Origin of the sequence: Pseudomonas flavescens (assembly GCF_013408425.1) — a bacterium.
GTDB lineage: Bacteria > Pseudomonadota > Gammaproteobacteria > Pseudomonadales > Pseudomonadaceae > Aquipseudomonas > Aquipseudomonas fulva_A.
Genome location: NZ_JACBYV010000001.1, coordinates 239,261 through 256,395, shown reverse-complemented (window position 1 = coordinate 256,395; position 17,135 = coordinate 239,261). Strand labels below are relative to the sequence as shown.

The 17,135-nt window shown below is 63.6% G+C and carries 15 protein-coding genes; 5 read left to right on the top strand and 10 right to left on the bottom strand.

The genetic code is table 11. From position 1 onward, the window contains the following. The first annotated feature begins 113 nt into the window (after nt 1-113). The 3 genes from FHR27_RS01120 (at nt 114) to FHR27_RS01110 (ending at nt 5,426) form a co-directional block, all read left to right on the top strand. Complete coding sequence (locus FHR27_RS01120; RefSeq protein ID WP_179537555.1) at nt 114-2,945, top strand: valine--tRNA ligase; 2,832 nt, start codon at nt 114-116, stop codon at nt 2,943-2,945. A gap of 276 nt (nt 2,946-3,221) precedes the next feature. Further along, complete coding sequence (locus FHR27_RS01115) at nt 3,222-3,518, top strand: winged helix-turn-helix domain-containing protein (RefSeq protein ID WP_042555358.1); 297 nt, start codon at nt 3,222-3,224, stop codon at nt 3,516-3,518. 78 nt (nt 3,519-3,596) lie between these two features. Continuing rightward, nucleotides 3,597-5,426, top strand: a complete 1,830-nt coding sequence (locus FHR27_RS01110; protein WP_042555273.1) for an SLC13 family permease — start codon at nt 3,597-3,599, stop codon at nt 5,424-5,426. A gap of 148 nt (nt 5,427-5,574) precedes the next feature. Here the strand turns inward: FHR27_RS01110 and FHR27_RS01105 are convergent, their stop codons facing one another. Further along, nucleotides 5,575-6,042 (bottom strand): bacteriohemerythrin, encoded by a 468-nt coding sequence (locus FHR27_RS01105; RefSeq protein WP_042555272.1) that lies wholly within the window; start codon nt 6,040-6,042, stop codon nt 5,575-5,577. A 196-nt stretch (nt 6,043-6,238) separates the two neighbouring features. Here FHR27_RS01105 and rlmF point away from each other — a divergent pair, with 196 nt between their 5' ends. After that, nucleotides 6,239-7,216 (top strand): 23S rRNA (adenine(1618)-N(6))-methyltransferase RlmF, encoded by a 978-nt coding sequence (rlmF, locus tag FHR27_RS01100; protein WP_042555271.1) that lies wholly within the window; start codon nt 6,239-6,241, stop codon nt 7,214-7,216. On the opposite strand, the gene FHR27_RS01095 is transcribed toward rlmF, so the two are convergent. Together FHR27_RS01095 and FHR27_RS01090 are read right to left on the bottom strand one after the other, a co-directional pair. Next, nucleotides 7,217-8,107 carry a universal stress protein gene (locus FHR27_RS01095; protein WP_179537554.1) on the bottom strand — a complete coding sequence of 297 codons (891 nt, stop codon included), beginning with the start codon at nt 8,105-8,107 and terminating at the stop codon, nt 7,217-7,219. It abuts the gene before it with no gap. 91 nt (nt 8,108-8,198) lie between these two features. Next, nucleotides 8,199-8,828 (bottom strand): DUF998 domain-containing protein, encoded by a 630-nt coding sequence (locus FHR27_RS01090; protein WP_179537553.1) that lies wholly within the window; start codon nt 8,826-8,828, stop codon nt 8,199-8,201. A 196-nt stretch (nt 8,829-9,024) separates the two neighbouring features. Here FHR27_RS01090 and FHR27_RS01085 point away from each other — a divergent pair, with 196 nt between their 5' ends. After that, complete coding sequence (locus tag FHR27_RS01085) at nt 9,025-10,635, top strand: NAD(P)/FAD-dependent oxidoreductase (RefSeq protein WP_179537552.1); 1,611 nt, start codon at nt 9,025-9,027, stop codon at nt 10,633-10,635. On the opposite strand, the gene FHR27_RS01080 is transcribed toward FHR27_RS01085, so the two are convergent. From FHR27_RS01080 to FHR27_RS01050, 7 genes are all read right to left on the bottom strand, one after another. Beyond that, a complete protein-coding gene (locus FHR27_RS01080) occupies nt 10,632-11,138 on the bottom strand; it encodes a GNAT family N-acetyltransferase (protein ID WP_042555268.1) in 507 nt (168 codons plus the stop codon). The genes FHR27_RS01085 and FHR27_RS01080 overlap by 4 nt on opposite strands. 94 nt (nt 11,139-11,232) lie before the next feature. Then, nucleotides 11,233-11,565, bottom strand: a complete 333-nt coding sequence (locus FHR27_RS01075; protein WP_042555267.1) for a Na+/H+ antiporter subunit G — start codon at nt 11,563-11,565, stop codon at nt 11,233-11,235. Nucleotides 11,566-11,578: 13 nt separating this feature from the next. After that, on the bottom strand, nt 11,579-11,848 hold the full coding sequence (locus FHR27_RS01070) for a K+/H+ antiporter subunit F (RefSeq protein ID WP_042555266.1): 270 nt from the start codon (nt 11,846-11,848) through the stop codon (nt 11,579-11,581). Further along, entirely contained in the window at nt 11,833-12,336 is a 504-nt protein-coding gene (locus FHR27_RS01065) for a Na+/H+ antiporter subunit E (RefSeq protein ID WP_179537551.1), read from the bottom strand. The genes FHR27_RS01070 and FHR27_RS01065 overlap by 16 nt, the downstream gene beginning before the upstream one ends. Beyond that, entirely contained in the window at nt 12,333-13,835 is a 1,503-nt protein-coding gene (locus FHR27_RS01060) for a monovalent cation/H+ antiporter subunit D (RefSeq protein WP_042555264.1), read from the bottom strand. The genes FHR27_RS01065 and FHR27_RS01060 overlap by 4 nt, the downstream gene beginning before the upstream one ends. Next, nucleotides 13,835-14,161, bottom strand: a complete 327-nt coding sequence (locus FHR27_RS01055; protein WP_042555263.1) for a Na+/H+ antiporter subunit C — start codon at nt 14,159-14,161, stop codon at nt 13,835-13,837. The genes FHR27_RS01060 and FHR27_RS01055 overlap by 1 nt, the downstream gene beginning before the upstream one ends. Further along, nucleotides 14,161-16,953, bottom strand: a complete 2,793-nt coding sequence (locus FHR27_RS01050; RefSeq protein WP_179537550.1) for a monovalent cation/H+ antiporter subunit A — start codon at nt 16,951-16,953, stop codon at nt 14,161-14,163. Before FHR27_RS01050 ends, FHR27_RS01055 begins: the two co-directional genes overlap by 1 nt. Between the last annotated feature and the right edge of the window lie 182 nt (nt 16,954-17,135).

The window sequence follows — 17,135 nt, the reverse complement described above, 5'->3', positions numbered from 1 at the left end:
AGCGCGAGAGAAAAACTCGCGCTCAACTTGTCGCTAGCCGCTTATGGCTTGCCGCTCATAGGCGTTATACTGTTCGGCTTTTCCGATCAGACGCCAGAAGGGTCCCGCCGCGCATGGACAAGACCTACCAGCCCCACGCCATCGAAACCGCCCTGTACGAAAACTGGGAGGCGAAGGGCTACTTCGCCCCGCAGGGCTCCGGTGAGCCTTACACCATCATGATCCCGCCACCGAACGTGACCGGCAGCCTGCACATGGGCCACGGGTTCAACAACGCGATCATGGATGCCCTGATCCGCTTCCGCCGCATGCAGGGCCGCAACACCCTGTGGCAGCCGGGCACCGATCACGCCGGCATCGCCACGCAAATGGTGGTGGAACGCCAACTGGGCGCCCAGGGTATCGATCGCCATGATCTGGGCCGCGAGAAATTCCTCGACAAGGTCTGGGAGTGGAAAGCCGAGTCCGGTGGCAACATCACCCGGCAGATTCGTCGTCTGGGCTCGTCCGTGGACTGGTCGCGCGAGCGTTTCACCATGGACGACGGCCTGTCCGAGGCGGTCAAGGAAGCCTTCGTGCGCCTGCACGAGGATGGCCTGATCTACCGCGGCAAGCGCCTGGTCAACTGGGACACCAAGTTCCACACCGCCATTTCCGACCTGGAAGTGGAAAGCCACGACGAGAAAGGCCACCTGTGGAACCTGCGCTATCCGCTGGCTGACGGCAACAAGACCGCCGAAGGCGCCGACTACCTGATCGTCGCCACCACGCGCCCGGAAACCATGCTGGGTGACGCCGCCGTCGCCGTGAACCCGGAAGACGAACGCTACAAGGCTCTGATCGGCCAGTACGTCGAACTGCCGCTGCTTGGCCGCCGCATCCCGATCATCGCGGACGACTACTGCGACCCGGAATTCGGCACCGGCTGCGTGAAGATCACTCCGGCCCATGACTTCAACGACTATGAAGTCGGCAAGCGCCACAACCTGCCGCTGATCAACATCTTCGACCAGGACGCAGCCGTGCTGCCGGGTGCGCAGATCTTCAACATCGACGGCAGCGTCAACGCCCTGCTCGATGCCAGCCTGCCTGCCGAGTACGCTGGCCTGGACCGTTTCGAAGCACGCAAGCGGATCGTCGCCGCGTTCGATACCCTCGGCCTGTTGGAAAAGATCGACGACCACGCCCTGAAAGTGCCGAAGGGCGACCGCTCCGGCACCATCATCGAGCCGTGGCTGACCGATCAGTGGTACGTGTCCACCAAGCCGCTGGCCGAGAAGGCCATCGAAGTGGTCGAGAACGGTGAAATCCAGTTCGTGCCCAAGCAGTACGAGAACATGTACTTCAGCTGGATGCGCGACATCCAGGACTGGTGCATCAGCCGTCAGCTGTGGTGGGGCCACCGCATTCCGGCCTGGTACGACCAGGCAGGCAATGTCTTTGTGGGTCGTGACGAAGCGGAAGTACGCGCCAAGCACAACCTGGGCGACATCCCGCTGCGCCAGGACGACGACGTACTGGATACCTGGTTCAGCTCCGGCCTGTGGACCTTCTCCACCCTCGGCTGGCCGGAAGAGACCGACTTCCTGAAGACCTTCCACCCGACCGACGTGCTGGTTACCGGTTTCGACATCATCTTCTTCTGGGTTGCCCGGATGATCATGCTGTCCACCCACCTGACCAAGCAGATCCCGTTCAAGACCGTCTACGTTCACGGTCTGGTGCGCGACGGCCTGGGCCAGAAGATGTCCAAGTCCAAGGGCAACGTCCTCGATCCGCTGGATATCGTCGACGGCATCGATCTGGAAACCCTGCTGGCCAAACGCACCAGCGGCATGATGCAGCCCAAGCTCGCCGAGAAGATCGCCAAGCAGACCAAGGCAGAATTCCCGGAAGGCATCGCCAGCTACGGCACCGACGCCCTGCGTTTCACCTTCTGCTCGCTGGCCACCACCGGCCGCGACGTGAAGTTCGACATGGGCCGCGTCGAGGGCTATCGCAACTTCTGCAACAAACTGTGGAACGCTGCCAACTTCGTCATCGAGAACACCGATGGCCAGGACACCGGCATCAATGATGAAGCCGTGGATCTGTCGCCGGTCGATCGCTGGATCATCTCCGCCCTGCAGCGTTGCGAGCAGGACGTGACCCGCCACCTCGACGCCTTCCGCTTCGACCTGGCCACCCAGGCCCTGTACGAATTCGTCTGGGACGAGTACTGCGCCTGGTACCTGGAACTGGTCAAGCCGGTGCTGTGGGACGAGAACGCCCCCATCGAGCGCCAGCGCGGTACCCGCCGCACGCTGGTGCGTGTGCTGGAAGTGATCCTGCGCCTGGCTCACCCGTTCATGCCGTTCATCACCGAAGAAATCTGGCAGCGCATCAAGGGCCAAGCCGGCGTCAGCGGCGAAACGCTGATGCTGCAACCCTGGCCGGTGGCCAACGAAAGCCGCATCGACGCGGCCGCCGAGGGCGACATCGAGTGGGTCAAGCAACTGATGCTCGGCGTGCGGCAGATCCGTGGCGAGATGAAGATCTCCATGGCCAAACGCATCGACGTCATCCTCGCCAACGCCAATGCCGAAGACTTGCGCCGCCTGAACGACAACGCCCCGCTGCTCAACAAGCTGGCCAAGTTCGAGTCGGTGAAGGTACTGGCAGCCGGCGAAGAGGCACCGATGTCCGCCACTGCCCTGGTCGGCGACATGCAGGTCCTGGTGCCGATGGCCGGGCTGATCGACAAGGAAGCCGAACTGGCGCGTCTGGACAAGGAAATCCAGCGCCTGGAAGGTGAAGCCAAGCGGGTCGGCGGCAAGCTGGCCAACGAGGGCTTCGTCGCCAAGGCGCCGGCTGAAGTACTGGAGAAGGAACGCGCCAAGCTGGCCGAAGCCGAGCAGGCGCTGGCCAATCTGGTGGAGCAGCGCGGCAAGATCGCCAGCCTGTAACCAGGCGGCTGAAAAACTACCTGCGTTGCCTTCGCAGCGTTGAAGGCAGGCAAAAAATGCTCATGTACAACTCGTACACTGCGCTTTTTTGCCTACCTTCGCCTTGCGCTGGCTACCTCGCCTACGTTTTTCAACATCCTGTATCCAGTGCGCAACTGACAACGGCCTGCCGTGGCTAAAGCCCGGCAGGCCGTTGTCGTTTGTGGTCAGGCGGTTTGTTATCCCGGCCCGGCACGCAGTATCCTCGAAACTCCCCACATGATCGGGCCCCTGCAAATGGAAGTGAGCAAGACCAAGACCAGTTTCTACCGCCGTCTCTACGTCGCCTGGTTGATCGACAGCGGCGCGGCCGACAGCGTGCCGGCGCTGATGGCCGCCACGGGCATGCCCAGGCGTACCGCACAGGACACCCTGAGCGCGCTGGAAGAGCTGGATATCGATTGCCAGTTCCAGCAACAGGACGGCGAACGCAACAATGCAGGCCACTACGTGATCCGCGACTGGGGCGCCATCGACAAAGGCTGGATCGCCGCCAATCTGCAGCAGGTCAAGGCCGTTCTCGGCTACCCCTGAAACACTGCAGCAAACTCAGACGATCTCGCGCCAAGGCCTGAGTAACGGCCAGAGCAAGAGATCGGGCAAGGAGCCAGAATGACCCTCGACCTCTTCATGGTGCTGGGCCTGCTGTTCACCGCAGTGGTGCTGTTCGTCCTCGACAAGCCACGCATGGACGTGGTCGCACTGATGATCATCGTCGCCCTGCCGATGACCGGCGTGCTCAGCATCCAGGAAACCCTGGCCGGCTTCAGCGACCCCAGCGTGATCCTGATTGCCGCGCTGTTCGTGATCGGTGAAGGCCTGGTGCGCACCGGTATCGCCTACCGTCTCGGCGACTGGCTGGTGGCCAAAGCCGGCAGCAGCGAAACCCGCCTGCTGGTCCTGCTGATGGTGGCAGTGGCCGGGCTCGGCTCGGTGATGAGTTCGACCGGCGTGGTGGCGATCTTCATTCCGGTGGTGCTGGGTGTGGCGGCGCGCCTGAAGATCGCACCGGGCCGGCTGATGATGCCACTGGCGTTCGCCGGCCTGATCAGCGGCATGCTGACCCTGGTGGCCACGCCGCCGAACATGGTGGTGCACAGCGAGCTGCTTCGCGCTGGCCTGCCGGGCTTCGACTTCTTCAGTTTCACCCCAATCGGGCTCGCCGTGCTGGTACTGGGCGTGCTCTACATGCTTGCCACACGTCGCTGGTTGCAGCGTGATGCCGACGGTGACGCCTCTGTACCGCCGCGACTGACCCTGAGCGATCTGGCCAACAGCTACCGCCTCAACGAGCGCGAACGACGTCTGCGCGTGCGCGCCGATTCGCCGCTTGCCAACCAGGCGCTGGACGAGCTGCACCTGCGCTCGCAGTACGGCATCAACGTGATCGCCGTGGAGCGTCAGCGGCAGTTCCGCACTCTACTGCTGATGGCGACCGGCAATACTCAACTTCAGGCCGGTGACGTGCTGCTGGTCGACCTGGCCAGCCCGGCCATCGCCCTGCTCGGCGCCTATCAGGAGCTGGGCCTGGAAGCGTTGCCGCTGCGCAATTCCTACTACAGCGTGCACTCCCATGAACTGGGGCTGGCCGAAGTGGCGTTGCCGCCGGAATCGCACCTGCCGGGCAAAAGCATTCAGGAGCTCGGTCTGCGCAGCCGTTACAAGCTCAACGTGGTCGGCCTGCGCCGTCATGGTCAGGCGCTCGAAGGCCTGCTGGTGGACGAGAAGCTGACCCACGCCGACACCCTGCTGGTGGCTGGCAGCTGGAAGCGGATCCATCACCTGCAAAGCCTCAATCGCGACTTTCTGGTACTCAGCCTGCCCGCCGAAGTCGATGAAGTGGCTCCCGCCGCGCGCCAGGCACCCTATGCCCTGCTGAGCCTGGCGGTGATGGTCGGCCTGATGATCAGCGGCCTGGTGCCCAATGTCATGGCCGCACTGATCGGTTGCCTGCTGATGGGCGCCTTCCGCTGCGTCGACATGCCCAGCGCTTACCGGTCGATCCACTGGCCGAGCCTGATTCTTATCGTCGGCATGCTGCCGTTCGCCCTGGCCCTGCAGAAAACCGGAGGAATCGATCTGGCGGTCAACGGGCTGGTCGGTGCGCTCGGCGAAGCCGGGCCGCGGGTGATCCTCGCCAGCCTGTTCGCTGTCACCGCCCTCATCGGCCTGTTCATCTCCAATACCGCCACGGCGGTGCTGATGGCTCCGGTGGCGATCGCCACGGCCCAGGCACTGGGAGCGTCACCCGTGCCCTTCGCCATGACGGTCGCCCTGGCCGCCTCGGCTGCCTTCATGACACCGATCTCGTCGCCGGTGAATACCCTGGTGCTTGGGCCGGGGCAGTACCGTTTCGGGGATTTCGTGCGTATCGGCGTGCCGTTCACCATCCTGGTGATGATCGTCAGCGTGGTAATGGTGCCGTGGATCTTCCCGCTCTAGCGGGCGGTCCTTCGATTTGGTGGGCTGAAGCCCACCCTACAGCCCGCACAGGATCGTAGGGTGAGCCGGGCGGCGATCCGCTTCAGCCCACCCATCGGCCGCATCCAAGGCGGAGCGTGAGGAACGATCACGACCATGGAACAGCCCGCTACGCCGCGTGGAAGAAGCGGCGCTTGGCGCGGCTCAACCACCCCTCTTCGGTCTTGTCGGCGGCCAGGCGGCGGAGGTTTTCGGTGACCGCGGCCACGTAGTTCTGGTCGTCGTTGCGGATATGCCCGAACAGCCAGCGGCCGAGCAGGCTGCGCAATTCGTCGGAGACGTCTTCGCCCTGCTTGAATCGCGTGCGGTAGTCGTCGACCCGCTTGATGAAAATGTCGTGCACCCGCTTATGGGCCTTGGTGAAGACGTAGCCGGCCTCCTCGAGCATCGCCTCTTCGAAGGCGAAGTGCGAGGTGGTGTAATCCAACAGCTCCTCGATCACCAGGGCCACGCCCTCGCGCGCACCCTCCTGCTGAGCGACGTACAGCTCATTGATCATGTCGACGATACGCCGGTGCTGGCCGTCGATCACCGCGATTCCGGTATTCAGGTCATCGCTCCATCTGAGATAGGCCATGTCCGGCCTCCCTGTCATTCCCCTAGATGGAGCCAGTCTAGGGCTGCGCAGGCAGTAGCCCCTTGACCTGAGTCAGTACGCATCCCGACAACCGAGGGCAGCTCGCTGCGGTTTTCCAGGGATCGGCGAAAGCCGGCAAGCACACCACTATCACCTGTGGGAAAATGCGCCCCCACCCCTGCCGTGATCCATCAGCATGTCCGCCAAACGCCCACCGAAACCATCCGCCCCGTCAGCCGACAAGGGCCAGTTGCATCCGCGCAACCGCCATCAGGGGCGTTATGACTTTCCGGCGCTGATCAAGACCAGCCCGGAGCTGGCGGCGTTCGTGATCATCAATCCATATGGCAAGGAGAGCATCGATTTCGCCAACCCGGCGGCGGTGAAGGTGTTCAACCGCGCGCTGCTCCGGCAGTTCTATGGCATCACGCACTGGGACATTCCGGCGGACTACCTGTGCCCGCCCATTCCCGGGCGTGCGGATTACCTGCATTACCTGGCCGATCTACTGGCGACCGACAACACCGGCGAGATCCCCAGAGGCGCGACGATACGGGCGCTGGATATCGGCGTAGGCGCCAACTGCATCTACCCGCTACTCGGCAACCGCGAGTACGGCTGGCATTTTCTGGGTGCCGATATCGCCTCTCAGGCCATCGCCTCGGCGAAGGCCATCGTGCAGTCGAATCAAGGCCTTAGCGAACAGATCGACCTGCGCCTGCAACCCGATGCCGGGCATGTGTTCAGCGGCCTGCTAAAGCCTGAGGAGCGCTTCGAACTGACCCTGTGCAACCCGCCCTTCCACGCCTCGGCGGACGAAGCCGCCAGCGGCAGCAAGCGCAAATGGCGCAACCTCGGCAAGCTCGACCCCAAGCGCAAGCTGCCGGTGCTGAACTTCGGCGGCCAGGCTGCCGAGCTGTGGTGTCCGGGCGGCGAAGCGGCATTCGTCGCCCGGCTGATTCGTGAAAGCGCCGATCACCGCGAGCAGGTGCTGTGGTTCAGCACGCTGATCTCCAAATCCGGCAACCTGCCTGGCGTGTACGCCACACTGAAGAAAGTCGGCGCCGTGGAAACGCGGACCGTGGAAATGAGCCAGGGCCAGAAGCAGAGCCGCTTCGTGGCCTGGACGTTCCACGATGCCGAGCAGCGTCGGCGCTGGCTGCAAGCGCGCTAACTACTCGCCGGCGCGGGGCTCGCGCACGACCAGCGTGTCGCACGGCACCCACTGCAGCAGTTCGCTGGCCGCACTGCCCAACAACACGTTCATCAGCCCGCTGCGGCCGTGGGTGCCCATCACCACCAGATCCACCGCATGCTCACGCACGTAGTGGCTCAGTGAAGCTCCCAACGAACCCTGTTCGATGACGATGCGGATACGCGTGCCCGCCCCCTCCGGCAGATCGCTGGCCGCAAGAAAGGCCGCGTAATCGCCCTCTTCGATATGCTGACGCGTCTGCCCGTCGATCACTCGCTCCAGACGGTCGGACATCGGCGCTTCGGTGGCGTGATAGAGCACCAGCTCGCGGTCCGGAAAGTAGCGGGCAGCGGCATGCAATGCATGGCGCGACGAATCGGAAAAGTCGGTGGCGACCAGAATGCGCTGGTAGCGGCCGCGCGGCCGCTGGCGAACCACCAGCAAGGGCTGTGGCAGTTGCCGGATCAGTGACTCGACGGTTGAGCCGAGCAACAGCCGGCCCCATAGCTCGTTGCTGGCAACGCCGGTCACCACCAGTGCGCTGCCGGTTTCCCGCGCAGCCTTGGCGATGGCCTGCACCGGTTCGCCACGCTCGATACGCAGCCGCACAGGCACGTCGAGGCCGGCGAGATCCTCCTGCAACCGCTGCTCGGCGAAGCGCGCCAGGCTCGCGTCGTCCCGAGCGCTGGCCCAACCGAGTACCAGATCCGGCGCCTGGCCTGTTTCCAGCACGTTGACGCCTACCAGCATGGCCTGCCATTCACCGGCCAGTTGCGCGGCCCGATCCAGTGCGCGATCGCAACGCACGCTCAGGTCGGTGGCCAGCAGAACGCTGACCGGAGCTGCGTCGCTCCTGGGTTGCTCGCTCATGTTATCCCCTTGATATCCCTATGAAAGGTGAGTCAAGACCCTAACAACTCCCTGCGCCGGGCAACACCGGCAAATCGTAAGTAAACGCGAACTATCCCCGGGAGCGGCGCATCAGCACCAATGCCAGCGTGGCCACCCACAGCAGCGACACCCCGTAGTTGATGCGCTGATAGAAACCAAAGCCCTGTCCACTTTGCACGGCGGCCGCCATCAACGGCAGGGTGCCGAGTGCCAATAGCGTGCACACGAGTGAGAACCAGGAAAACCGCCGGGAGCCGAGCAGGCGGCGGCCCAGATAAACCCACAGTGCACTGGCGAGCAACAGACTGAGCGCCATGACCAGCCCCCCCAGGTTATGCACGTTCTGGCTGGTCGACGGGCTTTGCGGTGCACAACCTGCGTCACAGGGGAAGTAGCCGGTGCCGAAGCTGCCCAGGCCGTGGAGGATGATCAGCAGGCCGCTGAACCGCGCCCAACAATTATCGAAGCTCAGCAGCACGGCGACACCGAACAGCATGAACAGCGCACCCAGCGGGAAGTTGTTGATCATCGGCGAGATGAGGCGAGTCGGTGCCCCTTCGGCGCCAAGCAGACTCATGGCCTGATCAAAGTGACTGTAACCGGGGTAAAGCGCCCCAGCCAGAGCCACGCCGAACGCCAGCCAGAGAGGCGTGATCAGACCGGCCAGATAACCAAGGGTCAATGTCCTGTACGACTGCATGCGAATGTCCTTTTGCACCAGTGAAGTCCTGAGATTGACGCACCTGACCCTCGAATGGACACACCGAACACCGACCCTGCTTCGGCTGCCCGTCGACTGCGACGCGCGAACTGCAGCCTGACTGGCTTTTTTCGTCCATAATCGCCGCCCTCGAAAAGCTGCCGGGTGACCTCCGGCCCTGATAGGTGGACTCCACATGCTGCGCATCACCGAACTGAAACTGCCCCTCGACCATGCCGACGACGCACTGCGCCCAGCCCTGGTCGAGCGACTGGGTATCGAAGACAGCGAACTGCTCGAGTTCAGCGTGTTCAAGCGCAGCTACGATGCGCGCAAGAAGTCCGGCGACATGCCGTTCATCTACACCCTCGATTTCAGCGTGCGCGACGAAGCGGCGCTGCTGGCGCGCCTTAGCAACGACCGCAATCTCGGCGTCGCCCCGGACGTGCGTTACAAACCGCTGAGCATTCCTGCCGAGCAGCAACCGCAACAGCGCCCGCTGGTGATCGGCTTCGGCCCTTGCGGTATCTTCGCAGCCCTGCTGCTGGCACAGATGGGCCTCAAGCCGATCGTCCTCGAACGTGGCAAGGAAGTGCGTCAGCGCACCAAGGACACCTGGGGCCTGTGGCGCAAGAAGGTCCTCGACCCGGAGTCCAACGTGCAGTTCGGCGAAGGCGGCGCAGGGACCTTTTCCGACGGCAAGCTGTACAGCCAGATCAAGGACCCGAACCACTACGGCCGCAAGGTGCTGGAGGAATTCGTCAAGGCCGGTGCGCCGGAGGAGATCCTCTATGTCAGCAAGCCGCATATCGGTACCTTCCGCCTGACCGGCGTGGTCGCCACCATGCGCGAAGAGATCAAGGCGCTGGGCGGCGAAGTACGCTTCCAGCAACGTGTCAGTGATGTGCTGATCGAAGACGGTCAACTGGTCGGCGTGGAACTGGAGAACGGCGAACAGGTGCACAGCCGCCACGTCATCCTGGCCCTCGGCCACAGTTCTCGGGACACCTTCCGCGCGCTGCACAAGCGCGGCGTGTTCATGGAAGCCAAGCCCTTCTCGGTGGGTTTCCGTATCGAACACCCCCAGTCGCTGATCGACCGCGCCCGCCTCGGCAAGTACGCCGGTCACCCGAAACTCGGCGCTGCCGATTACAAGCTGGTGCACCACGCCAAGAACGGCCGCTCGGTGTACAGCTTCTGCATGTGCCCGGGCGGCACCGTGGTGGCCGCCACCAGCGAGCCGCATCGCGTGGTGACCAACGGCATGAGCCAGTACTCGCGCAATGAACGCAATGCCAACGCCGGCATCGTGGTGGGCATCACCCCGGAGCAGGATTACCCCGGTGGCCCGCTGGCCGGGGTCGAGCTGCAGGAGCGTCTGGAGTCCCATGCCTACGTGCTGGGCGGCAGCAACTACGAAGCACCGGGTCAGCTGGTGGGCGACTTCATCGCTGGCAAGCCGAGCGAAGCCCTGGGCAGCGTCGAGCCGTCCTACAAGCCGGCGATCAAGCTGGGCGATCTGGCAGCGGCCCTGCCGGACTTCGCCATCGAGGCGATCCGCGAGGCCCTGCCGGCCTTCGGCAAGCAGATCAGGGGCTTCGACCTGCACGATGCGGTGCTTACCGGCATCGAAACCCGTACCTCGTCGCCGCTGCGCATCACCCGCGGTGAAGACCTGCAGAGCCTCAACGTGCGCGGCCTGTTCCCGGCTGGCGAAGGTGCCGGTTACGCCGGCGGCATTCTCTCCGCCGGTGTCGACGGTATCCGCGTTGCCGAGGGCGTGGCACGGGCGCTACTGGCCGGCTAATCCGGCTGCCAGCGGCACAAGCTGGTACGCCGCGAGCCATTGGGCCGGCGCTCGGGATCATCGTAACGGGTGATCTCGACGAATCCGGCCTTGCGCATCATGCCCGCCGAAGCGGCGTTCTCCTCATGGCGGTCGATATAGATATCGCTGATGCCCTCGCTGCGGATATCCGTCACCACCTGGCGCAGTAACGCCGAACCCAGCCCGCGCCCTGCCATGTCACGGTGGGTCACCGCCTCGCAGATATAAGCGTGCTCGTCATCGCCTCTGCCCAGGGGCTGATACTCGTGGAACCAGGTGGTACGCACGTGGCTGACGAACCCCAGCAACCCACCCTCGCCCTCCGCCAGCAGCGCGCGCGTGCTGCCATCGGCGATGCCATGCAAATGGGCAGTCACCTCGGCGCGCGGTAGGTGATTCCACGGGTTAGGGCCGTGTTCGAAGATCAGCGCACAAAGCGCTTGGATGTCAGCGGCGGTCGCCGCGCGTATTTGCCACTGCATCTGCCAGGCCTCGTTCGGGATCAGGACTGACGCAGTGTAGAAGTGATGCAGAGCCGCCGACAGGCACAGTCAGGCGGCAAACCGGCAGCCCAGTTCAGGACTCCCAGGGCCGCCCACGGGTGCGACGTACCAGTTTGACCTTCTGCTGCATCGCCGCCTTGGCGAGCATGTGCGCACTGACCGGGGCGGTGATGAACAGGAACAGGGTGATCAGCAGCTCATGGAAGCTCAGCCCCTCTTCATGGCTACCGAAGAAGATCATCGACGCCACCACCATGCTGCCGACGCCCAGCGTGGTGGCTTTGGTCGGGCCGTGCAGGCGAGTGAAGAAGTCCGGCAGGCGGTACAGGCCAATGGCGCCGATCAGCGCAAACGAGCAGCCGACCAGCAGAAAAAACGCCACCAATGCTTCGATCCAGAATGGCATGACAATACGCTCCTCAGTCGATGATCTCGCCGTGCAGCAGGTGTTTCCCCACCGCGACGGTACCGACGAAACCCATGACGGCGATCAGCAGCGCCGCCTCGAAAAACAGATCCGACTTCAGCCAGATACCGAATACCACGATCAATGCCAGGGCATTGATGTACAGCGTATCCAGAGCAAGCACACGATCCGGCATATCCGGGCCGCGCACCAGGCGAATCACGTTGAGCGTCACGGCAACGCCCATCAGGGTCATGCAAAAGGGAATTACATACGCGAGCATTCGAAAATCTCCATCAGCGGGGCTTCGTAGCGCGACTTGAGCTCGGTAATCAGCTCCTGCTCGTCGGGTACATCAAGACCATGCAGCAGCAGGGTCTTGTGATCGTTGCTCAGGCCCGAGGAAACGGTTCCCGGCGTCAGCGACAGGATGCAAGCGAGCACCGACAGCATGAATTCGTTTTCGATGGCCATCGGCACCTCGACGAATGCCGGTCGCAACTTGCGTGTTGGGCCCAGCACCAGCCGCGCGACGTGCAGGTTGGCGACCACGATGTCCCAGAGCACCATCAGCAGGTAGCGGCACAGCAGCAGCGGGCGGCGCAAGCGCGGCACGTCGAGCATGAAGCCCTGGCACAGAAAAGCGATGCCCCAGCCAAGAAAGGCGCCAAGCAGCAAGTGACCGAAGCTGGGGGCGTTGACCATCAACAACCAGATGATCGTCAGCAGCACAGTCAGCATGGGATGGGGCAACCATCGGGATCGGCTCATGCATCACCTCCGCGGACGATCTGCAGGTAGCTATCGACATCCAGCAACTGCTGGGCGACGGCCAGGACATACTCATGGATCGGCTGCGCGGCGATCACCAGCAGCGGGCCGCCAGCCAGAAGGCCGATGGCCGCCAGGGCGCGAATCCGGTCGAACTCGGCGGCCGGTGCCGTCTCGCCGGTGCAGCGCCAGAACAGCGTGCTGCCTGCACGTACCAGAGCGATCACCATACCCAAGCCACCGACCAGCACGACCGGCCAGAGCACCAGCGTCTGCATACCGGTTTCTACCGAGCGCAACAGCATCAGCTTACCGAGGAACCCGGAGAAAGGCGGCAGGCCGGCGACGGAAATGGCACCGATGAAGAACAGCCCGCCGAGCAGTTTCGGCTGCAGCAACTGCGGACCTTTGCGTAGCCGCAAGCCGATCTCGCCGCGTTGGCGGGCCAGCAGGTCGGCGAGCAGGAACAAACCGCCACACACCCAGGTGCTGTGTATCAGGTAGTAGAGCGCGGCACCGATGCTCTGCACCGTACCCATGGCGACACCCGCCAGCAGAGTGCCGACCGACACGATCACCAGGTAGCCGATCAAGCGGCCGAGGCTGCGTGCGGCCAGGGCGCCGACAACGCCGGCCAGTAGGGTCAGGGCCGCCAGCGGCCAGAGCAGGTAGTCGATCAGGTGGGCCAGCTCGCCCGCCTCGCTGCCGAACACCAGGGTAAAGACGCGGATCACCGCATACAGACCGACCTTGGTCATGATCGCGAACAGAGCGGCCACCGGCGCCGTAGCCGCGGCATAGGCGTTGGGCAACCAGAAATACAGCGGCAGGATGGCGCCCTTGAGGCCGAACACGATCAACAGCAGGTAACCGGCAGCAGCGAGCAGTGGCTGGCGGTCGGCATCGGCTTCGGACACCTTGAGTGCCAGGTCGGCGATGTTCAGCGTGCCGAGCAGGCCATAGAGCATGCCCACGCCGATCAGGAAGAACGACGAGGCCACCAGGTTGAGCACCACGTAGTGCATGCCGGCTTTGATCCGCTTCGGGCCACCGCCGTAGACCAGCAGCGAGTAGGACGCGATCAGCAGGATCTCGAAGAACACGAACAGGTTGAACAGATCGCCGGTAAGAAACGCACCATTGATACCCAGCAACTGGAATTGCATCAGGGCGTGGAAGTTCGACCCGCGCTCGTCATCGCCGCGCACCGCATAGAGCATGGCGAAGCTGGCCAGCACGGCGGTGACCAGCAGCATCATTGCCGCCAGCCGGTCGAGCAGCAGCACGATGCCGAATGGCGGCTGCCAGTTGCCCAAGGCATAGATCTGCAAGGCACCGGAGTCAGCCTGCAGTACCAGCCAGGCGCTCAGTGGCACCAGGGCCCAGGTGGCCAGCAGGGAAATCCAGCGCTTGGCGGTCAGCGACAGCTGCGAGCGAATCAGCAGCAGGCTACCGGTGAACAGCGGGATGAGGATGGGCAGGATCAACGCATGATTCATCAGCGCGGCTCCTCACCATCGACATGGTCGGTACGCAGCTCGCCCAGCGCACGCAGCGACAGCACCACGACGAAGGCGGTCATGGCGAAGCCGATGACGATGGCGGTGAGCACCAGCGCCTGGGGAATCGGGTCGCCGTGTTCGCTGCTCTTGCCGATCACCGCAGGCACGCCGGTGCCGAGACGGCCCATGGCGAACAGGAACAGGTTGACCGCGTAGGAGATCAGGGTAAGGCCCATGACCACCGGATAAATACGTGCGCGCATCAGCAGGTACACACCGCTGGCAGCCAGCACGCCCAGAGTAATGGCGAATAGCGCTTCCATCAGAGTACCTCCTTGCTCGATTCGTCCTGACTAACGTGACCGATGTTGGACAGGATCAGCAACGTCGAGCCGACCACGGCCAGGTACACACCAAGGTCGAACAGCAGCGCGGTCGCCAACTCGAACTCACCGATCACCGGCAGATGGAAATGGTCGAAAGCCGAAGTCAGGAACGGCGCGCCGAAAGCCAGGCTGCCGAGGCCGGTGAGCGCGGCGATCATCACACCAAGACCGGCGATACTGTGGTAACTCCAGGGCATGCGCCTCTGCGTCCATTCAACGCCGTGGGCCACGTACTGCAGGATCAGGGCGATCGCGGTGATCAGACCGGCGATGAAGCCACCACCCGGCAGGTTGTGCCCGCGCACGAAGATGAACGCCGACACCAGCAGGGCCATGGGCAGCAGCACCCGGGCGATGCTGTCGAGGATCATCGGGTGGCTGTCGCGCGACCAGGGCTTGCCATTCGGGTCGGTGAGCGGATGAGGCAGGTGCAGCCCGGCGAGCAGGCCATAGATGCCGATCGCGGCGATGGCCAGCACGCTGATCTCGCCCAAGGTATCGAAACCGCGGAAGTCGACCAGGATCACGTTGACCACGTTGGTACCGCCCCCCCCACTGACGCTGTTCTCGAGGAAGAAAGAGGCAATGCTGTCGTAGGGGCGCGTCATCACCGCGTAAGCCAGCAGCGCGACGGCGATCCCGCTACCACCGGCCAGCAGCACGTCACGCAGGCCACGCAGGCTGCTGGACTCCATCGGCGTGCGATCGGGCATGAAGAACAGCGCCAGCACCAGCAGGATGATGGTCACCACCTCTACGGATAGCTGGGTCAGCGCCAGGTCCGGCGCGGAATAACGGGCGAACGCCAGGGCCACCATCAGCCCGGCACAGCTCAGGGTCATCAGCGCCTTGAGGCGGTTGCGGTGGAACACCACGGTGAGCACGGCCATCACGCACAGCACCAGCATGCCAAGCACGGTGATGCCGTCGAGGGGCGATAAGGGTACCTCGCCGCTCAGCGAATCCATCGACGACAGCGCGACGGTGATCAGCACCAGGGCACTGATCAGCAGCAGCGCCACGTAACGCTGCTGGGAACCGCTCTCGAGCAGCCTGGTGATCCAGCGCGCACTCTTCACCAGACGGCTGTTGAGCAGCTCGAACATCTCCTTGGCGTCCACCTCCGGCATGCCGTTGTACCAACGGAACAGCGGCTCGCGGCAGGCGTAGACGATGATCCCGCCCACCAGGGCGATCACGCTCATGCCCAGCGGCAGGTTGAAGCCATGCCAGATCGACAGGCTGTAATAAGGTACTTCGCCCCCCAGAGTCGCCGAGGCCGCCGAGGCCAGCAGCGGCGCCACGGTATAGGCCGGCAGCATGCCCACCAGCAGACAGAGGAAGACCAGCACTTCCACCGGGATCTTCATGTAGCGCGGCGGCTCGTGGGGCGGATACTTGGGCAGGTCCTTCGGCTCGCCGTTGAAGAACACGTCGTGAATGAAACGCAACGAGTAAGCGACCGAGAACACCCCGGCGAGCGTAGCCGCGGCGGGAATCATCCAGCTGAAGATGCCGAGCAGATCCTGATTGAGCGTCTCGGTGAAGAACATTTCCTTGCTCAGGAAGCCGTTCAGCAGTGGCACCCCGGCCATTGCCGAGGCCGCGACCATGGCCAGCACGGCGGTGTGCGGCATGTATTTCCAGAGCCCGGCGATACGCCGCATGTCGCGGCTTCCGGTTTCATGGTCGATGATACCGGCGGCCATGAACAGCGAAGCCTTGAAGGTGGCGTGGTTGATAATGTGGAACACCGCCGCGACCGAGGACAGATCAGAGTTGAAGCCGAACAGCAGGGTGATCAGGCCCAGGTGGCTGATGGTCGAATAGGCCAGCAGCCCCTTGAGATCGTGCTGGAACAATGCCATGCCAGCGCCGAACAGCAGCGTCGCCATGCCGGTCACGCTGACCAGATAGAACCACCACTCCGTGCCTGCCAGCACCGGGTAAAAGCGCGCCAGCAGGAACACGCCAGCCTTGACCATGGTCGCCGAGTGCAGATAGGCCGACACCGGCGTGGGTGCCGACATGGCCTGCGGCAGCCAGAAATGGAAGGGAAATTGCGCGGACTTGGTGAAGACGCCCAGCAGAATCAGGATCAGGGTAATCGGGTACAGGGCGTGATTGCGGATCACATCGCCAGCTGCCAGCACCTGGGTCAGCTCGAAGCTGCCAGCGATATTGCCAAGCAGCAGGATGCCTGCCAGCAGGGCCAGGCCACCGCCGCCGGTGACGGTCAGGGCCATGCGCGAGCCGCGACGTGCGTCCGAACTGCCACTCCAGAAGCCGATCAGCAGGAACGACGACAGGCTGGTCAGTTCCCAGAACACCATCATCAGCAGCATGTTTTCCGAGAACACCACGCCCAGCATGGCGCCCATGAACAGCAGCAGATAGGCGAAGAAGCGCCCCATCGGCTCCTGCTTGCCCAGGTAATAACGGGCGTAGAGGATCACCAGCAAACCGATGCCGAGAATCATCAGGGCGAACAGGAAACCCAGGCCGTCGAGGCGCAGGCTCAGGTCCAGGCCGAGGTCCGACAGCCACGGATAGCGGACGATCCGTACCTCGCCAGCGAACACCGCCGGCTGCTGTAGCCAGAGCAGCACGAGCGCCGCTGCAGGCCCGATCGCGGCTGCCAGCGCACAGAGCGAGCGCCCCATGCGGTCAGCCAGCAACGGTAGAAAGATGCCTAAAAATGGTAAGGCGATGATCAGCGCAAGCGCCATACACTAAACCCCTTGTACAAGCCCGTCATGCAGCCAGACGGCCAGTTAGTGTGTGCCAGAATACCGGGCGCCTGGCGTCCGGCCGATCCCTGCGATGGTGTGCGTGATGCCAACCCGGCAGGCGGAGAAACCGCCTGTAGCAGTCCAACTCGGAGCATGCCAAGTCAGTTTCGATCAAGTCT